This is a genomic window from Lysobacter cavernae (assembly GCF_042648505.1).
GTDB classification, from domain to species: domain Bacteria; phylum Pseudomonadota; class Gammaproteobacteria; order Xanthomonadales; family Xanthomonadaceae; genus Lysobacter_L; species Lysobacter_L cavernae.
The window spans coordinates 394,787-412,322 of the sequence record NZ_JBHRXK010000004.1; the positions used below are offsets into that span (position 1 = coordinate 394,787).

A 17,536-nucleotide genomic window follows, 5' to 3' on the forward strand; every position below is an offset into this window, starting at 1 on the left:
AAAGAGAGAGGAACGCCATGTCCGTCATTGCCGGGCGCCGCCACCGCAAGCGCAAACTGAAAGCCGAGATCAACGTCGTGCCGTACATCGACGTGATGCTGGTGTTGCTGGTGATCTTCATGATCACCGCGCCGCTGTTGAACCTCGGCGTCGATATCGACCTGCCGCAGTCCAGGGCCAAGTCGATCAATGCCAAAACCGAGCCGGTCGTGGTGCAGGTGTATCCAGACGGCAGCTACGCGCTGACGGTCAAGGGCGACCAAGCGCCGCAATCGATGAGCGCAGAAGCATTGGCCGCCCGGGTTGGTGCGTTCCATCGCCAGAACCCGGCAGCGCCGGTGCTCGTGGCGGGTGAGGGCGCTGCCAAGTACCAGCATGTGATGGACGCGATCGACCTGTTGCGCGGCGCGGGCGTCGAAAAAGTCAGCCTGCTCACTGACCAGAAGCAGGGTGGTCGATAATGCGGGAAACCCGCGCCGACACCGCGCAGGCTTTCGGACTCGCGCTGGCGCTGCACGCGTTGCTGTTCGTGCTGCTGTTCGCCGGCTTGTGGTGGACCCGCAGCGCGGCGCCCGCGGCCGCCGCTGGGGCGATGTCGGCCGAGCTGATCGACGCCAGTGCGTTGTCGTCGGCGATGCAGCGCACCTTGAACAGGCAGCCGGAACCGGCCGAGGAGCCGGTGCTGCCACCCGAGCCGGAGCCGCAGCCCGAAGAAAGCGCGCCATTGCCGCAGCCGCTGCCCGAGCCGGTGCCGCAGGACGCGCCGACGCCGCAACAGCAGCAGGCACAGGACTTCATCCCGATCCCGGATACGCAGAACCAGGACGCGGTGGTCGACCTGCCGACCCCGACCCCGGCCAGCGAGACCACGCTGCAGGAAGAAAAACGCCGCCAGGACCAGGTCGACCTGACCCAGGTCGAGCGCCAGCGCGAGGCCGAGCGCAAGCAGCGCCTGGCCCAGCAGGAGGTGGAGCGGCAGAAGCAGATCGACGAGATCCGCCGCAAGCGCGCCGCTGCCACGCGCGAGGCGCAGCTGGCCGAACAGCGGCTGGCGCAGATCGCCGACGTCAAGGCGCGCCAGGCCTCCGACTCGGCCAGCGCCGCCAGCGCGCCGGGCAGCGGCGGCACCGACGAGGGGCTGCTCGCGCGTTACCAGGCCGCGATCCAGGAGGCCGTGCTGTCCAAGTGGACGCGCCCGGAGACCGTGCCGATCGGCGCGCGTTGCCGGATCATCATCCGGCAGCTGCCGGGCGGCAGCGTGATGTCGGCCGAGGTGGCCTCGCCGTGCGCCTACGACGAGGCAGGCCAGCGCTCGATCGAGGCCGCCGTGCGCAAGGCCCAGCCGCTGCCGTACGCGGGGTTCGAGAAGGTGTTCAACCGCCAGCTCAACATCAACTTCACCGCCGAAGACCGCTGAATGTCACGCCGGCGCAACGGACCGTGGTTCAGCTTTGAGGCCACGTTCACCGCGCAGCTGTTAACAATTGCCCACCTGAACAGATCGTCTGTCCAGTTCGTCATGCCTTTGCCCGTAGTCCGACCGGAGTGCCGATGAAACGACCCCTTGCCTGGCTGGCCTCGCTGCTCGCCCTCCTGCTGCCCCTTGCCGCCGCTGCCCAGCAGCAAGGACTGGAGATCGATATCGTCGGCGGCAACGCCGCGGCCCTGCCGATCGCGGTGGTGCCGATGCCGTACCAGGGCGGCGGCACGGCGCCGCAGACCGACGTCGCCGGCGTGGTCACCGCCGACCTGGCCCGCTCCGGCCAGTTCCGCCCGCTGCCGGCCAAGGACATCGTCGAAAAGCCCAGCCGCGGTGGCGAGATCAACTACCCGACCTGGCGCGCGCTCAACCAGGACTACATCGTGGTTGGCCGCGTGCTCGATGCCGGTGCCGGCAGTTACCGCGTCGAGTACGAGCTGTTCGACGTGGCCAAGCAGGAGCGTCTGCTCGGCTTCGCCCTGACCGCGCGCGCCAACGCCATGCGCGACGTCGCCCACCAGGTCGCCGATGCGGTCTACGAGAAGATCACCGGCATCCGTGGCGCGTTCTTCACCCGCATCGCCTACGTCACCGCGACCGGCACCGGCAAGGCCGCGCAGTACGCGCTGATGGTCGCCGACTCCGACGGTTACAACCCGCAGACCGTGGTGCGCTCGCCCGAGCCGCTGCTGTCGCCGTCGTGGAGCCCGGACGGCAGCAAGCTGGCCTATGTCAGCTTCGAGGGCGGCAACTCCTCGATCTACATCCAGAACATCGGCTCCGGCAGCCGCGAGCTGATCGCCAAGTTCCGCGGCATCAACGGCGCGCCGGCGTTCTCGCCGGACGGTCGCCGCCTGGCGCTGACCCTGTCGCGCAGCGGCAACCCGGAGATCTACGTGATGGACCTGGGCAGCCGCGCGCTGACCCAGCTGACCAACCACTTCGGCATCGACACCGAGCCGACCTGGAGCGCCGACGGCGGCATCATCTACTTCACCTCCGACCGCGGCGGCCGCCCGCAGATCTACCAGGTCGCTTCCAGCGGCGGTGGTGCGACCCGCGTCACCTTCCAGGGCAGCTACAACGCCAGCGCCAGCGTGTCGGCCGACGGCAAGAAGATCGCCACCGCCCAGGGCGCCGGCAACACCTACCGCATCGCGATGATGGATTCCGGCCTGGGTTCCGCGCGCTGGAGCACGCTTTCGCCCGGTTCGCTCGACGAGTCGCCGAGCTTTGCCCCGAATGGCGCCATGATCCTTTATGCTGCGCGCGAAGGCCGCCGGGGCGTGCTCTACGCCGTGTCGTCCGATGCCCGGGTGCGTCAGCGCCTGGTACTCGCCGACGGGGATGTGCGCGAGCCAGCCTGGGGACCGTTCCGACTGTCGCGTTGATCGGCGATGCAGGTCCGGTACCGAGCACAAGAACGAACAAGAATTCGACCACCAGTATCACGTTAACTGACGAGGAAGCACCATGAACAACACCACCCGCATCCTGCTCGCCGCCGTGCTGTGTACCGCAGCCGTCGCCTGCTCGAAGAAGGTCAAGGAAGAAGCCCCGCCGGCCGACACCGGCACCACCGCGCCGGCCACCGAGCAGCCGACCACCTCGGGCGTGTACGGCCCGAACGACCTCGACACCGATGCCTGCCTGCGCCAGCGCGTGGTCTACTTCGACTTCGACCAGGACAGCCTGCGTCCGGAGTTCCAGGCCATCGTCGGCTGCCACGCCAAGTACCTGCGTGACCGTCCGTCCTCGCGCATGACCCTGGAAGGCAACGCCGACGAGCGCGGCAGCCGTGAGTACAACCTCGGCCTCGGCGAGCGCCGCGGCAACGCGGTGTCCTCGGCGGTCCAGGCCAACGGCGGCTCGGGCAGCCAGGTCACCGTCACCAGCTACGGCGAAGAGCGTCCGGTCTGCACCGACTCGAGCGAGGATTGCTGGGCCAAGAACCGCCGCGTCGAGATCGTCTACACCGCCAAGTAATCGCTTGGAATGATGCGCACGTTCGTCATTGCAACAACGCTCGCGGCGGCCCTCGTGGCCGCCGCGCCCGCGTCCGCGCAGCGGGCCAGCCTGGCCGACCGCGTGACCGTGCTCGAGCAGCGCGCGGCCGACACCCAGGGCAACATCGACCTGCTCAACCAGGTCAGCCAGCTCAAGTCGGAAGTGCAGGCCCTGCGCTCGCAGGTCGAGGAGCTCAATCACCGCAACCAGCAGTTGCAGGAATCCTCGAAGGCGCAGTACCTCGACCTCGATGGCCGCCTCAACCGCATGGAAGGCGGGGCAGCCGCACCGGTCACGCCACCGTCCTCGGCTTCCGCCGCTCCCAAGGAACGGGCGCCGGCGGTCTACGGCGACAAGGGTGCCCTGGCCAAGAACGCCGATGAGCGCGGCGCCTACGACGCCGCCTTCAACGCGCTCAAGGGCGGCGATTACACCGAGTCGGCGCGGCTGTTCCAGGCCTTCATCGAGGCCCACCCGGACGGCACCTACGCCCCCAACGCACTGTATTGGCTGGGCGAAAGCTATTACGTCACCCAGAACTACCAGCTCGCGCAGGTGCAGTTCCAGGCCCTGCTCGACCGCTTCCCGACCCATGACAAGGCCCCGGGGGCGATGCTCAAGGTCGGCCTGGCGCAGTTCGGCCTCAAGCAGGTCGAGGCGGCCGAGCGCACCCTGGCCGAGGTGTCCACGAAATACCCCGGCACCGACGCCGCGCGCACCGCCAGCGACCGCCTCAACGCGATCCAGCTCGGCCGGCTCCGCTAAAATAGCCCGATGAACGCCGTCACCGCCGATGCGGCCGCAGCGTCGCAAGAGCGGCTGCGGATCACCGAAATCTTCCTGTCCCTGCAAGGCGAGGCCCGCAGCATCGGCTGGCCGACCGTGTTCGTGCGCCTGACCGGCTGCCCGCTGCGCTGCCAGTACTGCGACACCGCCTACGCCTTCCACGGTGGGGAGTGGCGGCAGATCGACGACATCCTCGCCGAGGTCGCGAGTCACGGCGCCCGCCACGTCTGCGTCACCGGCGGCGAGCCGCTCGCGCAGAAGCGCTGCATCGGCCTGCTCACGCGCCTGTGCGATGCCGGCTACGACGTGTCGCTGGAAACCTCCGGCGCGATCGACATTTCCGAGGTCGACCTGCGCGTTTCGCGCGTGCTCGACATCAAGACCCCGGGCTCGCTCGAGGTCCACCGCAACCTGTGGTCGAACCTGCCACTGCTGACCCCGCACGACCAGGTCAAGTTCGTGATCTGCTCGCGCGAGGACTACGACTGGGCCAAGGACGTCGTCGTGCAGCACGGCCTGACCAATGTCTGCGACGTGCTGTTTTCGCCCAGCTTCAGCCAGATCAAGCCCAGCGACCTGGCCGACTGGATCGTCGCCGACAAGCTGCCGGTGCGCTTCCAGCTGCAGCTGCACAAGATCCTGTGGAACGACGAGCCCGGCCGCTGAAGCGCCCTTCCTCGGTAGGAGCGGCTTCAGCCGCGATTGACCTCTGGCACGCCGCGCTTCGCGGCCGCTTCTGCAGAATCGTGATGGATATGGATCGGATTACTGGAATGAAAAATGCCGTCGTCCTCGTATCCGGTGGGATGGACTCCGCCGTCGTCATCGCCATCGCCCGCGAGCAGGGCTACGCGGTGCACGCGCTGAGCGTGCGCTACGGCCAGCGCCACACCTCCGAACTCGATGCCGCCGACCGCGTGTCGAAAGCGCTCGGAGCGGTCGCGCACAAGACGGTGAATGTCGACCTGCGCAGCATCGGCGGCTCGGCGCTGACCGACGAGGCGATCAGCGTGCCGCTGGACAACGACGGCCACGCGATCGGCCAGGCCGCCGCCAAGGACGACATCCCGGTCACCTACGTGCCGGCGCGCAACACCATCATGCTGTCGGTCGCGCTCGGCTGGGCCGAGGTGCTCGGCGCCGCCGACATCTTCTGCGGGGTCAATGCGGTCGACTATTCCGGCTATCCGGATTGCCGGCCGGAGTTCATCGCCGCGTTCCAGAGCCTCGCCAACCTGGCCACCAAGGCCGGCGTCGAAGGTGCCGGCATCCGCGTGCACGCGCCGCTGCAGTTCCTGAGCAAGGCCGACATCGTGCGCGAGGGCGTCCGCCTTGGCGTCGACTTTGCCGACACGGTCTCGTGCTACCAGGCCGACGAGCAGGGCCGTGCCTGCGGCCATTGCGACGCCTGCCGCCTGCGCGCGGAGGGTTTCGCCGCCGCCGGCGTCGCCGACCCGACCCGCTACGTCTGAACGCAGCCGGTCGCCGCAAGTGCACCGCCAACGCCTGCGAATGCATCAAGGGCGATCGCTGCGTTAGAATGCACGCCCCGGCGCAAGGCCGGTCCGCGTGGGTCGTTAGCTCAGTCGGTAGAGCATCGGACTTTTAATCCGCTGGTCGATGGTTCGAATCCATCACGACCCACCACACAAACAGTCGGTCTTCGAATCGGACTCACATCCGCCGGTCGATGGTTCGAATCGATCACGGCCCACCACACAAACAGTCGGTCTTCGAATCGGACTCACATCCGCTGGCCGATGGTTCGAATCGATCACGGCCCACCACACAAACAGTCGGTCTTCGAATCGGACTCACATCCGCTGGTCGATGGTTCGAATCGATCACGGCCCACCACACAAACAGTCGGTCTTCGAATCGGACTCACATCCGCTGTCGATGGCTCGAATCGATCACGATCCACCACTTGACCAAAGCGGCACCGTAGCGGTCACCGCGATCAGTCTTCCTCGTCCCTCGTCGTTGTGGCATCGCGGCGCGTCGGGGGTCAGGCGTTGTCGCTATCGGTTTGCGCTGGTTACCCTGCCAACGCCGGCAGGTTGCCCGGATAGCGTGTGTCATCCAAGTACTGAGTGAGGTATGCCTGTGATGAAAGAACATCTGCCTGCGTGGCTGTGGCAATGGCTGGATGTCATCGTGCCGGTGGTCCAGGTGGCGTTGATCCTGCTTGCCGCGTGGCTGCTGAGGTCGCTGGCCCGGCGCGTGATCCAGCGCATCGCCGCGCATTACGCGTTACCGCAGGAACTGGCAATGGGCGCGCGACGGGTGTTCGGCTTCGTCATCTACGCGGCTGCCTTGTTGCTGGTGCTGGAGCGCATCGGCGTATCCGGCACGGTGCTGTGGACTGCGTTCACCGGTTTCGCCACGGTGGCGGCGGTGGCGTTCTTCGCCGCCTGGAGCGTGTTGTCCAACATCTTCTGCACGATGCTGATCTTCATCACGCGCCCGTTCCGCCTGCACGACCAGATCGAATTGCTCGATCGTGGCGCCGAGCCTGGCATGAAGGGGCGGGTGATCGACATCAACCTGATCTACACCACGCTGCAGGAGCATGCCGACGGCAATGGGAGCGATGACGAGGGGCACGGTTCGGCCGCGACCACGCTGCAGATTCCCAACAGTCTGTTCTTTCAGCGTACGGTTCGCCGCTGGCGGTATTCGCCCCGTGCCGTGACCGAGGTCGACGAACCTACGCTGTGATGCGTTCGCCAGTGTTGATACCTGGCGCTCAAGGCATGTGGTCGAACAGGTGCTGCAGCACCGCCTCGCCATAGCGGTCGAGCTTGCTGCTGCCGATGCCGGGAATGCGCGACAGTTCGCCGAGGTCGTCGGGCGCGGTCTCGGCGATCGCGCGCAGGGTGCTGTCGTGGAAGATCACGTAGGCCGGCACGTTCTGCTCGCGCGCGGTGGCCGCACGCCATTCGCGCAGGGCGTTGAAGCGGGCGAGGTCGTCAGGGGCGAGGTCGATCATCGGCGCCGCGGCCGTGCCCGTGCGGGTCTTGCGCCCGCGTGGCGGCCGCGGCTGCTCGTTGCGGAAGCGCAGCTCGCGCTCGCCACGCAGCACCGGCGCGCTGATCGCGGTCAGGCGCAGCGCACCGTGGCGCTCGACATCGGCCTCGAGCAGGCCACCGGCGACGAGCTGGCGGAACACGCCGCGCCATTGGCGCTCGTCGAGGTCGTTGCCGATGGCCCAGGTGCTCAGGCCGTCGTGGCCGTATTGGCGGACCTTGTCGGTGGCGACGCCGCGCAGCACGTCGATCAGGTGGCCGGCGCCGAAGCGCTGACCGGTGCGGTACACGCACGACAACGCCTTGCGCGCGGCCTGGGTGCCGTCCCAGCTTTGCGGCGGCTCCAGGCAGTTGTCGCAATTGCCGCAGGCGCCGGCGTGCGGCTCGCCGAACCAGCCCAGCAGCGCCTGCCGCCGGCATTGTGTCGATTCGCAGTAGCCGAGCAGCGCGTCGAGCTTGCGCAGCTCCAGCTGCTTGCGCTCCTCGCCGGCCTCGCCCTGGTTGATCAGCTGCCGCAGGTTGACCACGTCACCGAGCCCGTACGACAGCCAGGCTTCGGCCGGCTCGCCGTCGCGGCCGGCGCGGCCGGTTTCCTGGTAGTAGCCCTCGATCGACTTGGGCAGGTCGATGTGGGCGACGAAGCGCACGTCGGGTTTGTCGATGCCCATGCCGAAGGCGATGGTCGCCACCATCACCACACCGTCCTCCTGCAGGAAGCGGCGTTGGTTGGCCGCGCGCGCGGCCGCGTCCATGCCGGCGTGGTAGGGCAGGGCATCGAAGCCGGCGGCCTGCAGTTGCTCGGCCGTGCTATCGACGCGCTTGCGCGAGAACGCGTAGACGATGCCGCTCTCGCCGCGGTGACGGGCGAGGAAATCCTGCAGCTGGCGGGAGCCGCCGTCCTTGTGGACGACGCGGTAGCGGATGTTGGGGCGGTCGAACGAGCTGACGAACTGCTGTGCGTCCTCCAGCGCCAGCCGCTCGGCGATCTCGCGCCGGGTCGGGGCATCGGCGGTGGCGGTCAGGGCGATGCGCGGAATGTCGGGCCAGCGCTCGTGCAGCACGGTCAGCTGGCGGTATTCGGGGCGGAAATCGTGGCCCCATTGCGAGACGCAGTGGGCCTCGTCGATCGCGAAAAGAGCGATGCCCGCGCCCGCGTGAGCGCGGTCGAGCAGCGACAGGAAACGCGCGGTCAGCAGCCGCTCCGGGGCGACGTAGAGCAGGTCGAGTTCGCCGGCCAGCAGTTGCCGCTCGACCTCGGCCGCGCCCGCGGCGTCGAGGGTCGAGTTGAGGAAGGCGGCGCGCACGCCGAGCTGGCGCAGGGCCTCGACCTGGTTCTGCATCAGCGCGATCAGCGGCGAGACGACCAGGCCGCAGCCGGTGCGCAGCAGGGCCGGCAGCTGGTAGCACAGCGACTTGCCACCGCCGGTGGGCATCAGCACCAGGGCGTCGCCGCCGCCGGTCACGTGTTCGACGATCTGCGCCTGTTCGCCGCGGAAGCCGGGGTGGCCGAAAATGCGGCGGAGCAGGTCGAGGGCAGCGTCGGACATGCGCCTAGTTTAGCGGGCGCACACGCCACGGCCGTCGGGAAATGCCAGGACGGGATGTAGGACGGCTGGCGGCTTGTCGCCCGGGTAGGTGAACGCGCCCGGGAGATCAATGCGATACCGATCGGATCGCCACAAAAAGCAAACCCGGGTGTGGCCTTGCCCGGGCGACGCCATGCGTGACGCCCTCTCTCTTCAGCAAGCGGTAGAGAGAGGGCGGCAAGCCTCGTTGCCGATCACTCCAGCAGCGAGCGCAGCATCCACGCGTTCTTCTCGTGGGTCTGCAGGCGCTGGGTCATCAGGTCGACGGTCGGGTCGTCGCCGGCGTCGTCGGCAGTCTTGAGCACCTTGCGTGCGGTGCGCGCGACCGCCTCGTTGCCGACGGTGAGCTGGCGCACCATCTCGCGCCAGTCCGGCGCTTCGGTCAGCCCCGGCTCTTCCGGGATCGAGCTGAGGCGGATGAACTCCGCGTACGAGCCCGGCGCGTTGAAACCCAGGGCGCGGATGCGCTCGGCGGTCTCGTCCAGGGCGTTCCACTGCTCGGTGTACTGGCCCTCGAACATCACGTGCAGGCTGTTGAACATCGGCCCGGTGATGTTCCAGTGGAAGTTGTGGGTCTTCAGGTACAGGGTGAAGCTGTCGGACAGGAAGCGCGACAGCCCTTCGGCGATCTTCTTGCGGTCGCCGCCACTGATCCCGATATCGATGGCCGGCGAGGCGGCATTGCCGGTCGCCGCCGGCTTGGCAGGTTTGGCCGGCTTGGACTTGGCGGGTTTGTCTTTGGCCACGATGTAACTCCCTGGTTGGAATGCGGTGACAATAGGCTGTGCCGATCACGGCGTGAAATGGTTTTTACCTTGCAGTGCGATCGATGAAATCAATGGGTCCGGCGGAGTCTAGCCACGCTGATGTCAGCAACGCGTTACGTCAGGCTCGCCGCGCGATCGACGGTGCGCTGAGCCGCGATCGCGGTCGTCTGCACGGCTTGTGGTCGCGTTGGAGCGGCAAGCCGACCGATGCCGCGGCGCGCGATGCCTTCGCTCAGGCGCTGGCGGTGTCGGTTGCGCAACGCGAGGCGCGCGCGGCTTCGCTGCCGCGAGTGCCGGTCGACCCGTCGTTGCCGATCGCCGCCGAGGCCGAGCGCATCGTCGCGCTGATCCGCGAGCATCCGGTGGTGGTGATCGCCGGCGAGACCGGTTCAGGCAAGACCACGCAGTTGCCGAAGCTGTGCCTGGCTGCCGGCCGCGGCAGCGCCGGCATGATCGGCTGCACCCAGCCGCGCCGCATCGCCGCGCGCGCGGTCGCCCGGCGCGTGGCCGAGGAGCTGCAGACGCCGCTCGGCGGCGTGGTCGGTTACCAGGTGCGCTTCAACGAGAATGTCGGCGACAACACCGCGGTCAAGTTCATGACCGACGGCATTTTGCTGGCCGAGATCCAGTCCGACCGCTGGCTGTCGCAGTACGACACCATCCTGATCGACGAGGCGCACGAGCGCAGCCTCAACATCGACTTCCTGCTCGGCTACCTCAAGCAGCTGCTGCTCAAGCGCCGCGACCTCAAGGTCATCGTCACTTCGGCGACGATCGACACCGAGCGTTTCGCCGCGCATTTCGGCGGCGCGCCGGTGGTCGATGTCGAGGGCCGTGGGTATCCGGTTTCGGTGCGCTACCGTCCGTTGGAAGGCGAGGGCGACGAGGCGGGCGAGCGCACGGTCAACGACGGCATCGTCGCCGCCTGTGACGAGATCACCCGCGAAGACCCGCGCGGCGACGTGCTGATCTTCCTGTCCGGCGAGCGCGAAATCCGCGACGCCCACCAGGCGCTGGAACGGCGCAAGTACCGCGAGACCGAGGTGCTGCCGCTGTACGCACGGCTGTCGGTGCGCGACCAGGACCGCGTGTTCAATCCCGGTCCGAAGCGGCGCTTCGTGCTGGCGACCAACGTCGCCGAGACCTCGCTGACGGTGCCGCGCATCCGTTACGTGGTCGACCCGGGTCTGGCGCGCGTCAAGCGCTACAGTCCGCGTGGCAAGCTCGACCGGCTGCATATCGAGCCGGTCAGCCAGGCCAGCGCCGACCAGCGCAAGGGCCGCTGCGGCCGCATCAGCGAGGGCACCTGCTACCGCCTCTACAGCGAGGCCGATTTCGAATCGCGACCGCGCTTCACCGACCCGGAGATCCGCCGCGCCGCGTTGGCCGGAGTGATCCTGCGCATGCTGTCGCTGGGTTTGGGACGGATTGAAGATTTCCCGTTCCTGGAACCGCCCGATGCCCGCGCGATCACCGACGGTTGGCAACAGCTCGGCGAACTGGGCGCGGTCGAGGTGGGCGACGACGACCGCGCCCGCAAGCTGACCGCGACCGGTAAGCTGATGGCGCGCTTGCCGGTCGACGTGAAGCTGGCGCGCATGCTGGTCGCCGCGAACACGCACGGCTGCCTGCGCGAGATGCTGGCGGTCACCGCCTTCCTCGGCATCCAGGACCCGCGCGAGCGTCCTGCCGACCAGCGCGCCGCCGCCGACAACGCCCACGCCGAGTTTGCCGATGCGAAGTCGGAGTTCGTCGGCATCCTCAAGCTGTGGGACGCCTACCAGGCCGCGCACGAGGAGCTCACCCAGTCGAAACTGCGCGCCTGGTGCGAGAAACGCTTCCTCGGTTTCCTGCGCATGCGCGAGTGGCGCGAGCTGCATCGCCAGCTCAAGTTGATGGCCGATGACCTGGGCTGGCAGCAGAACAACGTGGTCGCGGAGATGGACAACGCTGCCTACGTCACGCTGCATCGCGCGCTGATCGCCGGCCTGCCGACCCAGATCGGCCTGCGCGGCCTGCGCGGCGAGGGCAAAGGCGGCGGCCTGTACGACGGCCCGCGCGGGCGCAAATTCCAACTGTTTCCGGGTTCGCCGCTGGCGAAGAAACCGCCGCCGTGGGTGCTGGCGGCGACCTTGCTCGACACCGAGCGCGTGTGGTCGCTGACCAATGCTGCGATCGAGCCGGACTGGGCGATCGCCGAGTTGCCGCACCTGCTCGCGCGTCGCCAGCACGACCCGCACTGGGCGCGCTCGCAGGGGCGCGTGGTCGGCAGCGAGCAGATCAGCCTGTTCGGCCTGGTGCTGGCGCCGAAGCGCCCGATCCACTACGGCGCGCTGTTCCCCGAGGAAAGCCGTGCGATCTTTGCCCGAGATGCCTTGGTCACCGGCGAGATCAACACCCGCTGCGTGTTCGTCGCGCGCAACCTCGCCACCTTGGCCAAGGCGAACGAGGAGGAGGCCAAGCAGCGCCGCGCCGGTCTGGTCGTCGACGAGGACTGGATGACGCAGTGGTACCTGGACCGGCTGCCGCCGCAGGTGCACAACGCGCAGGCACTGGACGCGTGGTACGGCAAGTTGCCGGCCGCGGAGAAGGCGAAACTGGAATGGTCGCTCACCGACCTGATGGTCGGCGACGAGAGCGATGCCGCGCGCTTCCCGCCGTACCTCGCGCTTGGCGACGTGCGCCTGGCGGTGACGTACCGCTTCCAGCCCGGTGCACCCGATGACGGCATGACCGTGGCGGTGCAACTGCACCTGCTCAACGCGCTCGATCCGGTGCGACTGTCGTGGCTGGCGCCAGGCTTCGTCGTCGACAAGGCTGCGGCGTTGATCAAGACCCTGCCCAAGACCCTGCGCCGCAACTTCGTGCCGGCGCCGGATTTCGCCCGTGCCTTCCATGAGGCGAGCGGTGTCGACCAGGGCGGGCAGGCCGATGCCTTCACCGGCGCGCTGGCGCGCTTCCTGCACAAACTCACCGGTGTCGCCGTGGCCGCCACCGACTTCGACGAGACCGCACTCGAACCGCACCTGCGCATCAACCTGCGCCTGCTTGATGCCCCTGCGAAAGGCGGCGACGGGCGCAGCGTGTTGGCCGAGTCGCGCGACCTCGATGAACTGCGCAGCCGTTTTGGCGAGCAGGCGACGGCGGCGTTTGCGGCCCGGGCCGCCGACGGCCTCGCCCAGCACGGCTTGACCGGGTTTCCCGATACGCCGGTGCCGCGTTCTGTAGCGGGCGCGGGCGGCGTGCCGGCCTATCCGGCGCTGCACGACGACGGGATGAGCGTGTCACTGCGGGTCCACGCCCAGCAGGAGGTCGCGCAGCGCGAGCACCCGCGTGGCGTGCGTCGCTTGCTCGCACTCGCCTTGGCCGACAAGTTCAAACAGGCGCGCAAGCAGTTGCCGGTGTCACCGAAGACCGGCCTGCTGTACGCGGCGATCGAGTCGGCGGCACCGCGTCGGGATGGCCTGAAAGAGGGCGACCGCCTGCGCGCCGATCTGGTCGATGGTGCGTTCGCGGCCCTGGCTGCCGACGGGCTCGATGCGATCCGCGACACGAGCGCGTTTGCGACGCGGCGCGAGGCCATCGCCAAGCAGTTGTTCGCGGAAGCCATGGAGCGCCTGAGCCAGGCCGAGACCATTCTGGGCGCGGTGGCCGAGGCGCGCGCCAAGCTGGAGTCGCCGCTGATGGGCTGGGCCAGCGGCAACCTCGACGACATGCGCGCGCACCTGGCGACGCTGACGCCTCCGGGCTTCCTGCGTGACGTCCCGGCCGAAGCCCTGCGTGAGTACCCGCGTTATCTCAAGGCACTGGCCCTGCGTGGCGAGCGCGCGTTGCGCGACCCAAGCCGCGACCAGGCGCGCATGCTCGAACTCAAACCGTTCACCGACGCATTGACCGAAGCCGATCAGGCCGGCATCGCCACGGCATCCGATTGGCAGGCGCTGCGGTGGGACCTGGAGGAACTGCGCGTGTCGCTGTTCGCGCAGGAGCTCGGCGTGCGCGGTGGCGTGTCGCCGAAGAAACTGGCGACCCGTTTGGCTGGGTTGCAGAGGTCGGTCTAGGGCGCCGGACAAACCTTGAGCTGCCAGGTTTCGTCAAACTGAGGCTCTGGCTTGATGTGCTTCAAACCCGGACTTCCGCGAAGGACCACAAAAAAAGCCGCCCATCGGGCGGCCTTTTCATGACGCGAACGCAGCGCTATCAGAACTTCGGCTTGTCGGCTTCTTCGATCGCGTTGTAGCGCGCGATCGCCTCGTTGAGGATGGCCTTGGCCTCGGCGGCGTTGCCCCAGCCTTCGATCTTCACCCACTTGCCCTTCTCCAGGTCCTTGTAGTGCTCGAAGAAGTGGCCGATGCGATCGAGCCAGTGCTGCGAGACCTGTTCGATGTCGGTGATGTGGGCGTAGCCGCCGAAGATCTTCGGCACCGGCACCGCGATCAGCTTCTCGTCGCTGCCGGCCTCGTCGCTCATCTTCAGCACGCCGACCGGCACTGCGCGGATGACCGAGCCCGGCACCAGCGGCAGCGGCAGGATCACCAGCACGTCGGCCGGATCGCCGTCGCCGCACAGCGTGTGCGGGACGTAGCCGTAGTTGCACGGGTAGCGCATCGGCGTGGACAGGATGCGGTCGACGAAGATCGCGCCAGAAGCCTTGTCGACCTCGTACTTGACCGGCTCGGCGTCCTTGGGGATTTCGATGATGACGTTGATCTCATCCGGCGGGTTCTTGCCGGTGGGGACGAGGTCCAGGCCCATTCGTTGCTCCAACTGCTGGTGGCCGCGCCGTGGGGCGGGCCGGGGAGGGTGCTTTCAGGAAAGCGGGGTCGGCATTTTACGCGGCTGGCTGCTGCGGCGCAGCAGGCATGGCCGTTAGCCCCTTTCCTGCGCAGGGGCAGGGACGCTTTCCTTCTCCCCTCGCGGGAGAAGGTGGCCCGAAGGGCCGGAAGAGGGGGGCGGCGAAGCCGTTGCCATGAAAAAGGCGGCCCGGAGGCCGCCTTTCGGTGCTGCAGAGGTCACCGCGATCTGCGTCCCTCTCCCCTAACCCTCTCCCGCAAGCGGGAGAGGGGGAGTTGGTGTCGCGCGGGAGTCACTTCGATGACCCCCGTTCGCTTACAGGAGCGGAACCAATAACAGGGCGACGATGTTGATGATCTTGATCAGCGGGTTGATCGCCGGTCCCGCCGTGTCCTTGTACGGGTCGCCGACGGTGTCGCCGGTGACCGCCGCCTTGTGCGCATCGGAGCCCTTGCCGCCGTGGTGACCGTCCTCGATGTACTTCTTGGCGTTGTCCCAGGCGCCGCCGCCAGTGGTCATCGAGATCGCCACGAACAGGCCGGTGACGATCGTGCCGATCAGCAACCCGCCGAGCGCCTTCGGACCCAGCACCAGGCCGACCACGACCGGCACCACGACCGGCAGCAGCGACGGCACGATCATTTCCTTGATCGCCGACTTGGTCAGCATGTCGACGGCCTTGTCGTACTCCGGCTTGCCGGTGCCTTCCATGATCCCGGGGATCTGGCGGAACTGGCGCCGCACTTCCTCGACCACGGCCCCTGCCGCACGACCCACCGCTTCCATCGCCATCGCGCCGAACAGGTAGGGAATCAGGCCGCCGATCAGCAGGCCGATGATCACCTCGTGGTCGGACAGGTCGAAGGCGAGTGTGGCGCCGCCGTTGTTGGCCGACAGGTTGTGGGTGTAGTCGGCGAACAGCACCAGCGCCGCCAGTGCGGCCGAACCGATCGCGTAGCCCTTGGTCACCGCCTTGGTGGTGTTGCCGACGGCATCGAGCGGGTCGGTGATGCTGCGCACTTCCGGGGGCAGCTCCGCCATCTCGGCGATGCCGCCGGCGTTGTCGGTGATCGGGCCGTAGGCGTCGAGGGCGACGATCATGCCGGCCATCGACAGCATCGCGGTCGCGGCGATGGCTATGCCGTACAGGCCGCCGAGCGCGAACGCCCCCCAGATCGCCGCGCACACCGCGATCACCGGCAGTGCGGTCGATTTCATCGACACGCCCAGGCCGGCGATGATGTTGGTGCCGTGGCCGGTGGTGGAGGCGGCGGCGATGTGCCGCACCGGCTTGAACTGCGTGCCGGTGTAGTACTCGGTGATCCACACGATCGCACCGGTCAGCACCAGCCCGATCAGCGCGCACCAGTACAGGTTCATCGCACCGTGGCTGTTGTCGGCCATCAGTGACCTGGTGATCGGGTAGAACGCGATCGCCGCCAGCACCGCCGACACGATCACGCCGCGATACAACGCGCCCATGATCGAGCCGCCGGCCTTAACTTTCACGAAGAACGCACCGATGATCGAGGCGATGATCGACGCGCCGCCCAGCACCAGCGGGTACAGCACCGCGTTGGCACCAGCTTGCGCCGTCATCAGGCCGCCCAGCAGCATCGTCGCGATGATGGTGACCGCGTAGGTTTCGAACAGGTCGGCGGCCATGCCGGCGCAGTCGCCAACGTTGTCACCGACGTTGTCGGCGATCACCGCCGGGTTGCGCGGGTCGTCCTCGGGGATGCCGGCCTCGACCTTGCCGACCAGGTCCGCGCCGACGTCGGCGCCCTTGGTGAAGATGCCGCCGCCCAGGCGCGCGAAGATCGAGATCAGCGAGGCGCCGAACGCGAGACCGACCAAGGCGTGCAACGCCGGCTCGCCGGTGATGCCCATGTAGCCCAATGCCATCCAGTAACCGGCGACGCCGAGCAGGCCGAGCCCGACCACCAGCATGCCAGTGATCGCGCCGCCGCGGAACGCCACGTCCATCGCCGGGCCGATGCCACGACGCGCGGCCTCGGCGGTGCGCACGTTGGCGCGCACCGAGACGTTCATGCCGATGTAGCCGGCCGCACCGGACAACACCGCGCCGATCAGGAAGCCGATCGCGGTAGGCCATTTGAGGAAGATGCCGATCAACACGAACAGCACCGCGCCGGCGATGGCGATGGTGATGTATTGCCGGTTGAGGTAGGCGCGTGCGCCTTCCTGGATCGCGCCGGCGATCTGCTGCATGCGTTCGTTGCCGGCGGGTTGTGCGCTGATCCAGCGCGCGGAAATGATCCCGTACAGGATCGCGATGACGGCGCAAACCAGCGCCAAGGTCAAACCGTACTGCTCCAGCATGAACCCCTCCCCATTAGAGTGGACATCGGACAACAACGGACGTGTACCTTGAGTTGTGATGCTGCCGCATTAACGGGTGGGGCCGTGGGCAACGCCGGGACTATGGCACAGGCCCGTGAACCGTGGAACCGGGCGGGCCGTCCATGAAAGCGCGGTTCAGCGCGCACGTGGCAGCCTGCGACCCAAGTCACGAATCGTTGGAGCTTGCCATGCGCCTGGCCCTCACCCTGCTCGCCGCTGTGTCGCTGCCGGTGTCGGCGGCCGATCCCAAGCCCGAGATCAACCGCGGCACGGTGCAGCCGCAGGCCGTGAACGCGGTGCACACGTTGCGCCAGATCCCGGAGGCGTGCGCGCGCATCGAGGGCATGTTTACCGGCCAGGCCGCCGACCCTTACAAGTTCGCGGTGGTGCGAACCAGTCCGACCTGCCAGCCACGCGCGCGCTTTGTCGATGCCGCAAAGGTCAAGCCGTCCGAGCAGACGGGTTGGAAGTTCAACGATCTCATCCGCGTACCCAATGCCGTCTGCCCCTCGCAGCAGGCGGTGGTGCGGGTGTGGCGCAAGCCGGCCGCGACGGCGGTGCCGCCCAAGCTCGACGCACAGGGACAGGCGCGCATCTACCTGCAGGACTCCAAGCAGGTCGCCGCCACCAACAAGATGCCGGCTGTGCCGGTGTTCGCCGCGGCGATGTCGGTCGAGGGCAAGGCCTGCGGCGGCTGAGGCAGGCGTGGCTTGATCGCGGATG

The 17,536-nt window shown here is 67.9% G+C and carries 14 protein-coding genes and 1 tRNA gene; 11 read left to right on the forward strand and 4 right to left on the reverse strand.

Annotation, left to right across the window (positions count from 1 at the left end; all coding sequences use genetic code 11):
* The first annotated feature begins 17 nt into the window (after window positions 1–17).
* The 9 genes from tolR to ACFOLC_RS11530 all read left to right on the forward strand — a co-directional run bounded on the left by tolR (window position 18) and on the right by ACFOLC_RS11530 (window position 6,994).
* The gene (gene tolR / locus ACFOLC_RS11490) at window positions 18–461 is read left to right on the forward strand and encodes a protein TolR (RefSeq protein WP_386759384.1); all 444 of its coding nucleotides are present in this window, start codon (window positions 18–20) and stop codon (window positions 459–461) included.
* Window positions 461–1,417, forward strand: a complete 957-nt coding sequence (locus ACFOLC_RS11495; protein WP_386759385.1) for a TonB C-terminal domain-containing protein — start codon at window positions 461–463, stop codon at window positions 1,415–1,417. The genes tolR and ACFOLC_RS11495 overlap by 1 nt, the downstream gene beginning before the upstream one ends.
* Before the next feature lie 134 nt (window positions 1,418–1,551).
* The gene (gene tolB, locus ACFOLC_RS11500; RefSeq protein WP_386759386.1) at window positions 1,552–2,871 is read left to right on the forward strand and encodes a Tol-Pal system beta propeller repeat protein TolB; all 1,320 of its coding nucleotides are present in this window, start codon (window positions 1,552–1,554) and stop codon (window positions 2,869–2,871) included.
* 82 nt (window positions 2,872–2,953) lie between these two features.
* The gene (gene pal / locus ACFOLC_RS11505; RefSeq protein ID WP_386759387.1) at window positions 2,954–3,466 is read left to right on the forward strand and encodes a peptidoglycan-associated lipoprotein Pal; all 513 of its coding nucleotides are present in this window, start codon (window positions 2,954–2,956) and stop codon (window positions 3,464–3,466) included.
* A 12-nt stretch (window positions 3,467–3,478) separates the two neighbouring features.
* On the forward strand, window positions 3,479–4,252 hold the full coding sequence (ybgF, locus tag ACFOLC_RS11510) for a tol-pal system protein YbgF (RefSeq protein WP_386759388.1): 774 nt from the start codon (window positions 3,479–3,481) through the stop codon (window positions 4,250–4,252).
* Window positions 4,253–4,261: 9 nt separating this feature from the next.
* Complete coding sequence (queE, locus tag ACFOLC_RS11515) at window positions 4,262–4,939, forward strand: 7-carboxy-7-deazaguanine synthase QueE (protein WP_386759389.1); 678 nt, start codon at window positions 4,262–4,264, stop codon at window positions 4,937–4,939.
* A gap of 107 nt (window positions 4,940–5,046) precedes the next feature.
* Window positions 5,047–5,745: a 7-cyano-7-deazaguanine synthase QueC gene (gene queC, locus ACFOLC_RS11520; RefSeq protein ID WP_386759390.1), complete on the forward strand. Its 699-nt coding sequence runs from the start codon at window positions 5,047–5,049 to the stop codon at window positions 5,743–5,745.
* 99 nt (window positions 5,746–5,844) lie between these two features.
* A tRNA-Lys gene (locus ACFOLC_RS11525) sits at window positions 5,845–5,920 on the forward strand.
* A 453-nt stretch (window positions 5,921–6,373) separates the two neighbouring features.
* On the forward strand, window positions 6,374–6,994 hold the full coding sequence (locus ACFOLC_RS11530) for a mechanosensitive ion channel domain-containing protein (RefSeq protein ID WP_386759391.1): 621 nt from the start codon (window positions 6,374–6,376) through the stop codon (window positions 6,992–6,994).
* A 28-nt stretch (window positions 6,995–7,022) separates the two neighbouring features.
* Here the strand turns inward: ACFOLC_RS11530 and recQ are convergent, their stop codons facing one another.
* On the reverse strand, window positions 7,023–8,849 hold the full coding sequence (gene recQ, locus ACFOLC_RS11535) for a DNA helicase RecQ (RefSeq protein ID WP_386759392.1): 1,827 nt from the start codon (window positions 8,847–8,849) through the stop codon (window positions 7,023–7,025).
* A 233-nt stretch (window positions 8,850–9,082) separates the two neighbouring features.
* On the reverse strand, window positions 9,083–9,634 hold the full coding sequence (locus ACFOLC_RS11540) for a Dps family protein (RefSeq protein ID WP_386759393.1): 552 nt from the start codon (window positions 9,632–9,634) through the stop codon (window positions 9,083–9,085).
* Window positions 9,635–9,726: 92 nt separating this feature from the next.
* Between ACFOLC_RS11540 and hrpA the strand changes: the two genes are divergently transcribed.
* On the forward strand, window positions 9,727–13,716 hold the full coding sequence (gene hrpA, locus ACFOLC_RS11545) for an ATP-dependent RNA helicase HrpA (RefSeq protein ID WP_386759426.1): 3,990 nt from the start codon (window positions 9,727–9,729) through the stop codon (window positions 13,714–13,716).
* A 139-nt stretch (window positions 13,717–13,855) separates the two neighbouring features.
* Here hrpA and ppa read toward each other — a convergent pair whose 3' ends face one another.
* A complete protein-coding gene (gene ppa / locus ACFOLC_RS11550) occupies window positions 13,856–14,410 on the reverse strand; it encodes an inorganic diphosphatase (RefSeq protein WP_386759394.1) in 555 nt (184 codons plus the stop codon).
* 354 nt (window positions 14,411–14,764) lie between these two features.
* Complete coding sequence (locus ACFOLC_RS11555) at window positions 14,765–16,792, reverse strand: sodium-translocating pyrophosphatase (protein WP_386759395.1); 2,028 nt, start codon at window positions 16,790–16,792, stop codon at window positions 14,765–14,767.
* A gap of 209 nt (window positions 16,793–17,001) precedes the next feature.
* On the opposite strand from ACFOLC_RS11555, the gene ACFOLC_RS11560 reads away from it, so the two are divergent.
* A complete protein-coding gene (locus ACFOLC_RS11560) occupies window positions 17,002–17,511 on the forward strand; it encodes a hypothetical protein (RefSeq protein WP_386759396.1) in 510 nt (169 codons plus the stop codon).
* Window positions 17,512–17,536: the final 25 nt, after the last annotated feature.

What these genes read in the sequence shown, in the direction of transcription:
- tolR (WP_386759384.1), top strand. Translation starts at nt 18, where the DNA reads ATGTCCGTCATTGCCGGGCGCCGCCACCGCAAGCGCAAACTGAAAGCC.
- ACFOLC_RS11495 (WP_386759385.1), top strand. Translation starts at nt 461, where the DNA reads ATGCGGGAAACCCGCGCCGACACCGCGCAGGCTTTCGGACTCGCGCTG.
- tolB (WP_386759386.1), top strand. Translation starts at nt 1,552, where the DNA reads ATGAAACGACCCCTTGCCTGGCTGGCCTCGCTGCTCGCCCTCCTGCTG.
- pal (WP_386759387.1), top strand. Translation starts at nt 2,954, where the DNA reads ATGAACAACACCACCCGCATCCTGCTCGCCGCCGTGCTGTGTACCGCA.
- ybgF (WP_386759388.1), top strand. Translation starts at nt 3,479, where the DNA reads ATGCGCACGTTCGTCATTGCAACAACGCTCGCGGCGGCCCTCGTGGCC.
- queE (WP_386759389.1), top strand. Translation starts at nt 4,262, where the DNA reads ATGAACGCCGTCACCGCCGATGCGGCCGCAGCGTCGCAAGAGCGGCTG.
- queC (WP_386759390.1), top strand. Translation starts at nt 5,047, where the DNA reads ATGAAAAATGCCGTCGTCCTCGTATCCGGTGGGATGGACTCCGCCGTC.
- ACFOLC_RS11530 (WP_386759391.1), top strand. Translation starts at nt 6,374, where the DNA reads ATGCCTGTGATGAAAGAACATCTGCCTGCGTGGCTGTGGCAATGGCTG.
- recQ (WP_386759392.1), bottom strand. Translation starts at nt 8,849, where the DNA reads ATGTCCGACGCTGCCCTCGACCTGCTCCGCCGCATTTTCGGCCACCCC.
- hrpA (WP_386759426.1), top strand. Translation starts at nt 9,727, where the DNA reads ATGGGTCCGGCGGAGTCTAGCCACGCTGATGTCAGCAACGCGTTACGT.
- ppa (WP_386759394.1), bottom strand. Translation starts at nt 14,410, where the DNA reads ATGGGCCTGGACCTCGTCCCCACCGGCAAGAACCCGCCGGATGAGATC.
- ACFOLC_RS11555 (WP_386759395.1), bottom strand. Translation starts at nt 16,792, where the DNA reads ATGCTGGAGCAGTACGGTTTGACCTTGGCGCTGGTTTGCGCCGTCATC.
- ACFOLC_RS11560 (WP_386759396.1), top strand. Translation starts at nt 17,002, where the DNA reads ATGCGCCTGGCCCTCACCCTGCTCGCCGCTGTGTCGCTGCCGGTGTCG.